This window comes from Aquabacterium sp. (assembly GCF_016195855.1).
In the GTDB taxonomy this organism is placed as follows: Bacteria; Pseudomonadota; Gammaproteobacteria; order Burkholderiales; family Burkholderiaceae_C; genus Aquabacterium.
This window is the reverse complement of sequence record NZ_JACPYU010000012.1, coordinates 236,592-246,433: the sequence shown is the minus strand read 5'-3', so window position 1 is coordinate 246,433 and position 9,842 is coordinate 236,592. Positions and strand designations below refer to the sequence as shown.

General features: G+C 64.4%; 8 protein-coding genes. 7 read left to right on the top strand and 1 reads right to left on the bottom strand.

The annotated features are described in order from the left end of the window. Window positions 1-317: GTPase (locus HY019_RS11185; RefSeq protein WP_290692020.1), on the bottom strand; the 317-nt coding region annotated here is incomplete at its 3' end. 68 nt (window positions 318-385) lie between these two features. Between HY019_RS11185 and HY019_RS11180 the strand changes: the two genes are divergently transcribed. From HY019_RS11180 to HY019_RS11150, 7 genes are all read left to right on the top strand, one after another. Next, window positions 386-1,015, top strand: a complete 630-nt coding sequence (locus HY019_RS11180; protein WP_290692018.1) for a c-type cytochrome — start codon at window positions 386-388, stop codon at window positions 1,013-1,015. 181 nt (window positions 1,016-1,196) lie between these two features. After that, the gene (locus tag HY019_RS11175) at window positions 1,197-3,419 is read left to right on the top strand and encodes a cytochrome c biogenesis protein ResB (protein WP_290692017.1); all 2,223 of its coding nucleotides are present in this window, start codon (window positions 1,197-1,199) and stop codon (window positions 3,417-3,419) included. Window positions 3,420-3,437: 18 nt separating this feature from the next. Next, entirely contained in the window at window positions 3,438-4,805 is a 1,368-nt protein-coding gene (gene ccsB, locus HY019_RS11170; protein WP_290692015.1) for a c-type cytochrome biogenesis protein CcsB, read from the top strand. 20 nt (window positions 4,806-4,825) lie between these two features. Next, the gene (locus HY019_RS11165) at window positions 4,826-5,596 is read left to right on the top strand and encodes a Crp/Fnr family transcriptional regulator (RefSeq protein ID WP_290692013.1); all 771 of its coding nucleotides are present in this window, start codon (window positions 4,826-4,828) and stop codon (window positions 5,594-5,596) included. A 93-nt stretch (window positions 5,597-5,689) separates the two neighbouring features. Continuing rightward, a complete protein-coding gene (locus tag HY019_RS11160) occupies window positions 5,690-6,460 on the top strand; it encodes a Crp/Fnr family transcriptional regulator (protein WP_290692011.1) in 771 nt (256 codons plus the stop codon). 122 nt (window positions 6,461-6,582) lie between these two features. Beyond that, complete coding sequence (locus HY019_RS11155; RefSeq protein WP_290692009.1) at window positions 6,583-8,916, top strand: IPT/TIG domain-containing protein; 2,334 nt, start codon at window positions 6,583-6,585, stop codon at window positions 8,914-8,916. Between the two features lie 487 nt (window positions 8,917-9,403). Further along, window positions 9,404-9,793: a hypothetical protein gene (locus tag HY019_RS11150; RefSeq protein WP_290692007.1), complete on the top strand. Its 390-nt coding sequence runs from the start codon at window positions 9,404-9,406 to the stop codon at window positions 9,791-9,793. The last annotated feature ends 49 nt before the right edge of the window (window positions 9,794-9,842 follow it).

Here is a 9,842-nt window from a genome sequence, read left to right as displayed (position 1 = left end):
AGGTGGAAGAGGTTGATGTGCTGGGTGCGGCCAGGTGTTTTGGAGGCAAAAGCCAGTTGCCTTTGCTGGGCCAGGGTGTTGATGGCCGTGGATTTGCCCGCATTGGAGCGGCCGACGAAGGCCACTTCGGGCAGTTCGGTGACCGGCAGCTGGTTCAGTTGGGCCGCCGTGGTGAAAAAGCGAGCCGAGTGGGCCCAGGCCAGCGCCTCCTTGGCGGGGTCAGGTGCCTTCTGCGTTGTGGCTTGAATGGGGGCGTTGGCCCCCTGTTTGTCGTCCTTCTGAGGACGCTTTGGTCGGGTTGTGCTTGGGCGGGTCATAGGACATTGTAAAATCCTCCGGTTTATCTGCCTAATCAACCTACAGCCCACCCGCCATGACGAACGCCATGAAGCGCTTTTTGACCCAGATCGCCCTTGCCTCAGTGGCCCTGTCCCTGTCGGGCGTGGCCCACAGCTCGGAAACCAAAGCCGCTGCCAAGCCTGATCTGGCTGCCGGCGAAGCCAAGGCCTCCACCGTTTGCGCGGCCTGCCACGTGGCAGATGGTTCGCGCGGCATGCCCACCTACCCGATCCTGCAAGGCCAGCACCCCGAATACCTCGTCAAGCAGTTGACCGAGTTCAAGGAAGGCAAGCGCAAGAACGCCATCATGAACGGCATGGCCGGCGCCCTGACGCCTGAAGACATGCGCAACATCGCCGCCTTCTACGCCAGCAAGAAGGCCAAGGACGGCACCGCCAAGAACCCCGATCTGGTGGCCGCAGGCGAGCGGATCTACCGCGGTGGCATTGCCAAGAAGGGTGTGCCGGCATGCGCCAGCTGCCACAGCCCCAATGGCGCGGGCATGCCTGCCCAGTACCCCCGTCTGGCCGGTCAGCATGGCGACTACACCAAGGCCCAGCTGACGGCCTTCCGCCAGGGTGATCGCACCAACAACGCCCAGATGACCAGCATCGCTGCCAACCTGAGCGACAAGGAAATCGAAGCGCTGGCCGATTACATCGCCGGTCTGCGTTGATGCCCAGGGCATGTCGGGCTAGACGGCATGCCTTTGTCACATCCAAGGCGGGATGCCCTTTTGCGGGCTGCCCGCCTTTTGTCTTCCTGGCGTCAGCGTTTTCACCAGCGAGACAGGTCGCCTGCCCGACTTTTGTGCAGTCAGGCCGTCGCTATAGTTGGCCCATGCCCGATCAGAACCTATGTCTGCTGCTGTAGTTCCACCCCAGGCCCCGGCGCCGAACCGTCCCGTGGTGCGTGAGTTGACGGAGTTGCTGGCTTCGATGCGCTTTGCGATCGCGCTGCTGACCGTGATCTGCATTGCCTCGGCCATCGGCACCGTGGTCAAGCAGGGCGAGCCCTTCGTCAACTATGTGGACCAGTTCGGGCCGTTCTGGGCCGAGGTCTTCGGGGCGCTGGGCCTGTACCGTGTCTACAGCACCGCCTGGTTCCTGGTGATCCTGGCGTTCCTGGTCACCTCCACCAGCCTGTGCATTGCGCGCAATGCACCCAAGATCCTGGTGGACTGGCGCACGCACAAGGAATACATCCGCGAAAAGGCGCTGCAGGCCTTCCCGCACAAGGCGTCGGGGATGCTGGCCATGCCGCTGGAGCAGGTGCGCGAGCAGGTAATCAACCTGTTGGCGCTGCAGGGCTGGTCGGTCAAGACGCAGCAGCGCGAGGCCTCGGCCAAGGGCGAGGCGGGTTTCATGATCGCGGCCCGATTGGGCGCCATCAACAAGCTGGGCTACATCGCCGCGCACTCGGCCATCGTGCTGGTGTGCCTGGGTGGCTTGTTTGACGGCGACCTCATCGTCAAGACACAGGCCTGGCTGCAGGACCTCAAGCCCTTCAAGGGCGGCGTGGAGACGGCGCACAGCCGCCTCAATGAGAACAACCCGGCTTACCGCGCGCAGCTGTTTGTGCCGGAGGGCCAGCGCACCAACACGGCCGTGATCGCGCTGGACCAGGGCATGCTGGTGCAGCCCTTGCCTTTCGACATCGAGCTCAAGAAGTTCTCGGTCGATTACTACAGCACGGGCATGCCCAAGCGCTTTGCCAGCGACATCGTGATCCACGACCCCAAGCTCAAGGTGGCCAAGGCGTTCACGGTCGAGGTCAACCACCCGGTGGTCTATGACGGGGTGACGATCTTCCAGTCCAGCTTTGAAGACGGCGGCTCGGTGGTGCACCTGCGCCCGCACAACCTGATCGGCACGCGCGATGAAGGCGTGCGCGCGATCGAGGGCGTGGTGGGCGGCGAGCCGCGCCAGTTGCTGGGCACCGCAGCCAATGGCCAGACGGCAGCCAATGTGCGGCTGGAGGTGACCGGCCTGCGCGTGATCAACGTGGAAGACTTGTCGACGGCGCAACGCGCGCGTGACGGTGCGGCGGGCGCATCAGGTGCCGCCGACGGGGCAGATGGCACGGACGTGCGCGGCGTCAACCTCACGGAGCTGAGCAAGCACCTGGGCTCGGGCGCCAAGGCCCCCGGCGACAAGAAGCTGGTCAACATCGGGCCCTCGGTGACCTACAAGCTGCGTGATGCGGCGGGCCAGGCGCGCGAGTTCCAGAACTACATGGCGCCGGTGCAGATCGATGGGCAGGCCATGTTCCTGTGGGGCGTGCGTGAGTCGCCCGCGGAGGCCTTCCGCTATCTGCGTGCACCAGCCGACGAGGACATGAGCATGCAGGGCTGGTTGCGCCTGCGCCAGGCCTTGAACGACCCGGCTGCGCGTGCCGAAGCGGCCCGTCGTTTCGGTGACGGCGCTGCCCCGGCTGACAAGCCCGAGTTGCGCCAGCAGCTGACCGTGTCGGCGCAGCGCTCGCTGGACCTGTTCTCGGGCTCGGTGCAGCTCAAGCCGCAGGCGGGCGATGCCTTGCCTGCGGGGGCGCTCAATGGCGGCTTGCAGGCCTTGTCCAATTTCATCGAGCAGGTGGTGCCAGCGGACCAACGCGAGCACACCTCGTCCACCTTGATCCGCATCCTCAATGGCGCGATGTTCGAGTTGTGGAACATCAGCCGCGAGCGCGCCGGGCTGGAGAAACGCCCGCCCGAGCAAGAGAGCGCGCGCAACTTCATCACCGCGGCGGTGCTGTCGATTTCGGATTCGATGTACTACCCCTCGCCGATGTTGCTGACACTCGACGGCTTCGAGCAGAAGCAGGCCAGCGTCTTCCAGGTCACGCGCACCCCTGGTCGCAACGTGGTCTATCTGGGCTGCGTTCTGTTGATCATTGGCGTTTTCTCGATGCTTTACATCCGCGAACGCCGGGTGTGGGTCTGGCTGCAGGATGATGGACAAGGCGGTACGCGCGTGAGCATGGCCTTGTCGTCGACGCGGCAAACACTGGATACCGATCGGGAATTCGATCGTCTGCGTGACGGGGTGCTGGGCCAGCAGGCGGCCCGCGCCGACACCTGATTTGCAAGGATGCATGAAATGAGCAGCACCTCTACGACCAACCGCGCGCCCATGGCCGGGCCCTCCATGGGTCAACGCCACTGGACAGACTGGTTGTTTGCGCTGGCCGTGGTCGCCCTGGGCGGATGGGCCTTCATGAGCTTCGGCACGGCGATGGACGTCTATGAAAAAGGCATCCTGGCGGCGGCCGTGCCCAGCCTGATCGCGCTGGGCTGGTTCTGGCGTCCCTTGCGCCTGTTGATGCTGTTGGTTGGCCTGGCCACCTGGGCCGCGGTGGCGCTGTACATGCGCGCCACGGACGACTATGGCGCGGACTTGTCCAAGGCCGATCAGGTGTTCTGGCTGAAGTACCTCTTGTCCAGCCAGAGCGCGATTTTGTGGATGAGCCTGCTCTTCTTCATGAGCACGCTGTTTTACTGGATTGGCGTGGTCACGCGCAGCGACACGGGCACGAAGCTGGGCTCGCGCATTGCCTGGGCCGGGGTGTTCATGGCGCTGACGGGCACGATGGTGCGCTGGTTCGAGAGCCACCAGATTGCGCCTGACATCGGGCACATCCCGGTGAGCAACCTGTATGAAGTCTTCGTGCTGTTCTCGTGGCTGACCACGGCTTTCTGGTTGTACTACGAGGACCGCTTTGCCCGCATGGGGCAGGCTCTGGGCTCGCTGGGCGCCTTTGTGATGCTGGTGGTGAGCGCGGCCGTGGGCTTCTTGCTGTGGTACGCCCTGGTGCGTGGCGCCAGCGAGATCCAGCCCCTGGTGCCGGCCCTGCAAAGCTGGTGGATGAAGATCCACGTGCCGGCCAACTTCGTGGGCTATGGCACCTTTGCGATGTCGGCCATGGTGGCGCTGGCTTACCTGCTCAAGACGGCCGAGCCCGCAGCCTTGTGGAAGGGCCTGGTCGGCTTGCCCGTGGTGTTCATTGGCCTGCCCCTGCTGGGCTTTGCGCTGTTTGGTGACTTGTCTGCCGACAACATGGCGGCGGTGACCAAGGCCGGCCGCATGGTGGGTGGCCTGGTGGTGTTCTTTGCGCTGGTGATCAGCGCGCGGGCCTGGATCAATGAGCGCACGCCCGCCCCCGAGGTGGCCGATGACGTCATGTACAAGGCCATTGCCGTGGGCTTTGCCTTCTTCACGATCGCCACCATCCTGGGTGCCTTCTGGGCGGCCGAGGCCTGGGGCGGCTACTGGAGCTGGGACCCGAAAGAGACCTGGGCCCTGATCGTGTGGCTGAACTACGCAGCCTGGTTGCACATGCGCCTGATGAAGGGCCTGCGTGGCACCTTTGCGGCCTGGTGGGCGCTGGTGGGCCTGGTCGTGACGACCTTCGCCTTCCTGGGCGTCAACATGTTCTTGTCTGGTCTGCACTCCTACGGTCAGCTGTAAACCGTTGAAAGGCTGCGCGCATGCGTGAATGGATCTCCCCCGAGGCCCTGGCCTTGCTGCGTGCCGACCCCTGGTTCGGCAGCGTGCCCAAGGACTTCGAGCAGGCCTTGCTGGACCTGGCCACACCGCGCCGCCTGCAGCATGGTGAGCACCTGTTCTTTCGTGGTGACGCGGCGGATGGCTTGTACGCCATCCTGGAGGGCACCTTGCGTGTCTCCGGCGTGACCGAGGCGGGCAAGGAGGCCATCTTGTCGCTGGTGGATGCGCCCAGCTGGTTTGGTGAGATCGCCGTGTTCGACCGCCTACCGCGCACCCACAACGCGGTGGCCGAGGGCACGGTCAAGCTCTTGCATGTGCCGCAGCACGATTTGCTGGCCATGCTGGAGCGCCAGCCGCATTACTGGCGCGAGCTGGGCGTGCTGATGGCCTTGCGCCTGCGCCTGACCTTCATCGGCATGGAAGACCTGGCTTTGCTGCCCGCCGAGTCGCGCCTGGCGCGCCGTCTGGTGTGGCTGGTGGAGGCGTCGGCCTTGACGCCAACCGAAGGCCCTTGCGTGGTGCCCATCAGCCAGACCCAACTGGGGTTGATGCTCTCGCTGTCCCGGCAGACGACCAACCAGGTCTTGCAGTCCTTGCAGGACCAGGGTGTGCTGCGCGTGGCCTATGGCCGCATCGAGGTGCTCGACCGTGCACGCCTGATGGAGCGGGCGGGGGTGTCGGCCACGGAAAAACGCATCCTGGGCCAGTTGCAGCCGGGTGGCCCCAAGGGCCGGGCTGCCGAGCCGACCTGAGCCTCTGGGCCCACCCAGGTCTGGGGCGGGCTTTCCCTCGATTGTCGGGGGGATGACAGGGCCACGTGATGGTGGCTTGCATCATCGCCCCCCATGGCGACCCTCACGGCAGTACAGCGCGAGCTTTTGCGCAGCGACATCTGGTTTTCTCAGGTGCCACTGGCCCTGGCCGAGGCCTTGATGAGCCTGGCCTTGCTCAAGACCCTGCGCGATGGGGAGGCCCTGTTTCGCCGTGGCGAGGCGGTGGATGGCCTGTATGCCGTGCTGGACGGTGGCCTGCACATCACCGGTGTGACGCGAGAGGGCCGGGAGGCCATGCTGTCGCTGATCGAGCCGCCGATGTGGTTTGGTGAGATCGCCTTGTTCGACCGCCTGCCGCGCACCCACGATGCGGTGGCAGAGGGCGCAACCACTTTGCTTTTTGTTCCGCTGTCTGCGCTGGATACTTTGCTGGATGCCAGCCCGCTTTACTGGCGGCACTTCGGTGTGCTGATGGCCTTCAAGGTGCGCATGGCCTTCATCGCGCTGGAGGATCTGGCCATCGTGCAACCGGCCGAGCGGCTGGCGCGCCGCCTGGTGTGGCTGACGTACTGCGCGGTCACGGGCGGCGAGATGGGGCGGCGTCGGCTCACCATCAAGCAGACCCAGCTGGCCTTGATGATGTCCTTGTCCAGGCAGACCGTGAACCAGCTGCTTCGGGCGCTGGAGCAGCGCGGTGTGATCCGCCTGTCCTACGGCTTGATCGATGTGCTGGACACCGCGGCCCTGGTGGACGCGGCCATGCTGACCCCGGTCGAGCGCCGCATGCTGGAGCGCTCGGGCTTCTTCCTGCCGACCACGTCCACGACCACCATCACGTCCTGAGCCCGTATCCATCAGGGTGCTGAGGTCTTTCCCTGATTTGTCGTCGTCTTGACATGGATGAAGGATGGCCTTGCGCACCATGGCGCCATCGTTCATCCAACAGTCTGTTTGAGGAGATGGCCATGGCCAGACAATCGCGTTTTTCGAGGGCACGGGTGCCCGTGATGGGGGCCGTGGCCCTGTCGGCTCAGGCGTGCCTGATGGCCAGTGTGCAGGCGGCGCCCGCCTTCCCGAATCAGGAGTCGGTGTGCAGCTTCAATGCGGCACGTGAGCAGCAGCGTGCGGCATCGGCGCAGAACTTCGCTGCGCCAACCGTGTCGCAGATGCTGGTCAATGGGGCCGTGGTGTGGACAGCGGGTGCGGCCAATGCGGCGCCGGTGCTCAAGCCGGGCGACACGGTCACGCTCGAGGGCAGCGGCTTCGGGCAGGGCACCGACATCGACTTCAGCAAGATCATGATCGGCAACGCGCGCGTGCTGGAAACCGATCTGGTCATGTACGAGCAAAAGCTCGACATCATCTCGACGGCCAACTACGAAACCGGTGTGGTGCGCAGCAGCTGGCCCAAGGATGTGCTGGCCTGGTCCGACACGCAGGTGCAGTTCCGCGTCCCACCGCACGCCAGCAAGGGGCCTTTGAAGTTGCAGGTGCAAAAGCGCACGGGCTACAACAACTCGCTGATCAAGGCGGGCCCACACAACGTGATCGATGCGCAGGTCTACCGGGTGCCGGCACCGGCCAACCCCAATTGCGATGTGGTGTCCACCTTGTCGGAAGAAACCAAGGCCATCACGCCCATCGATGTGGCCGTGAGCAACCCCAGCTTTGCCGCGATGGTGACGCTGGGCCGGCAGATGTTCTGGTCTTACGACTACAACCTGGGCCTGAGCCACAAGTTCAAGAACCTGGACTGGGACAAGATCCTCAACTACAAGACAACGGACCCGTACACGCGGGCTGCAGCCGATCCGCTGGCCTTGTTCGGGGCCTACAAGATCAACAGCAGCGAGGTGCCGGCCGAGGCTTACAGCGATGTGTACTTCAAGCCCTATCCACAGCTCAACCCCACGCCGGGCCTGCTGGGCATCGGGCCGCAACTGACCGAGGGCAATACCAGCTCGACCGGCTGGGTGGGTTACCGCAAGGCCGAGTCCGTGCACCCCCTGCTGGGCAAGGGCGCGTGGGCCGGCTTCAATTGCGCGTCCTGCCATGGCTACCGTATCAGCTACAGCAAGGGCAGTGGCACGGTCACCAAGGTGTTCCCGGGGCTGCCCAATCCGGGCTGGTCCATGAAGTGGGCGGTGCTGGGTGACAAGACCGGCTCGACCACGGCAACCTTCTCGTACATCACGGGCACGGAGCCGGGCCCCAGCTGGATGTCGGGCAGCAAGAACGTGGACAAGACCGCGCTGATCTACCACATGCCTGCAGGGGCGGCCGAGGCCACCATCACGCGCACGGCAGGCGAAGGCACGCTGTACGACAACGACTACATCTTCTCGCCGGTGGCCATTCCCAATGTGACCTTCCACCTGCCGATCCGCCGTTCGCTGTCGCACACGGAGTCGTATGTGGGCTTTGAGGGCTCTTACATCCATGCCGAGGAGCCGGATGGTGCCATGGGCTCGATGGACGCCACTTCGCTCAAGGCCTTGACGGCCTATATGTCCACGTTGGACGAGAACGATGGGGACCTGCGCAATGTGGGCCTGTACCGCTGGCTCAAATCGAGCGGCAAGCTGGCGCAAACGGGCAGCACCAGCACGAGCGAAGGCAGCTTCGTGCAAAGCGGCTGGCAGAGCTACCCCTTGGTGGCGGCCTCGGTGGCGGCAGGCAAGGCCAGTTATGACCAGGCGTGCGCGAGCTGCCACTCGGACAAGCTGGGGGCCAACACGAACGAGCGCATGATCCCGCTCAACCAGGTGGGGCGCTTCTTTGCGCCGACGGGCTTTCAGGTCAAGCAGCAATCTATCCGGGCGACCTACTTGCGTGACCTGTACTGGGTGACGTCGCGCGGCCTGCTGAGTGACGGCCACGTGCGCAATCTGGAGGACCTGGTCAACCCCGATCGTTGCAGTGAGGGCTCGGCGCTGTACAACCAGTACTACACGCTGCATGCGCCGGTGCGCCCGGTGCCAGGCTCGGCCGACCAGCCCACGCCGATGCCGGACCTGAACCGCAAGGGTGATGTGTTCCGCGTGCCCAAGGCCAAGCAGGCCAGCATCTTTGACGGGACCTCGCCGGCGCGCAACCTGTTCGTCGAGCGGCACAAGTACTTCACGGTGCCTGCGTTTGACGCGAACAACTACTACTGGGACTTCCAGAAGATGCGCCGCGAGTTTGGCCCTGAGATGGGGGCGGCTGCACCCATTGGCATGCCGGCCACGCCTCACCCTTGGTGCGCCAAGTCGGGGGCGGAAGTGGCCAATCTGGTGCAGTACCTGTTGACGCTGTAAGCGTTTGGCTGACCAGGCTGGTGCATGGCATGTGCCGTGCCTGATGCACGGCACGCTGTGGGGGCTGGCCTGGTAATTGCAAAGTTCACTGCAGCAGTGGTCTGCTCTCCTGTGACGCCTTGTATTGTTGGTGTGATGGCGTTGCTTCATGGCCGCCGGCTTCGGTCGGCGGCATTTTTTTGGGCGGCTCGCGGTGCGTGTTGCTGCTGAGCGCTTTGGCGGGGGAGCGCGGGGCGCGGCTGAGGTGGCATGCGGCGGGACCGTCAACATGAAGCCTGGATGGATGCCGGCTCAGCCCCCGCCTCGCGCTCCCCCGAGAAAGCGCACCTCCTCCAGCCTGTCCCCAACGCTAATGCCAACGCCAAAATCGGGGCTCATTTTCCGCATTGCAAACAGGCATCCCGCTAGCCGGATGTCGCGTGAAAAACAACCGCCCACCCCTCAAGAATGCACAACGCCCGCCGATAAACCGACATCAGCCATCTGTATGTTTGTCGAGGTCACCATGTTCTACGTCTTGCGCGACGCTACCGGTCAGATATGCAGTCTGCACCGTGACCCCGTGGTCGGGGCGCAAACCCTGCCGGAAGACCACCCCGAGGTGCGGCAGTTCATTGGCCTGGACCCCGATCAGCAGCAGTTTGCCTCGCTGGACGCGAGCTTCCTGCGCGTGCTGGAAGACTTGATTGACGCGCTGATCCGCCGCAATGTGCTGTGCATCACCGACCTGCCGATGGAAGCCCAGCTCAAACTGTTCGACCGCAAGCACTTCCGCGAAGGTGCCGGCTCACACGCCTTGAACCTGTTCAACCCCAATGGCACGCGCAACATGGAGTCCAACACGGTGATCGCCGAGTGGACGGACCTGCCTGAATAAGCCTTGACCAAGGCCTGACGCGGGCGGACAGAGGGCGCACAGAGACCAC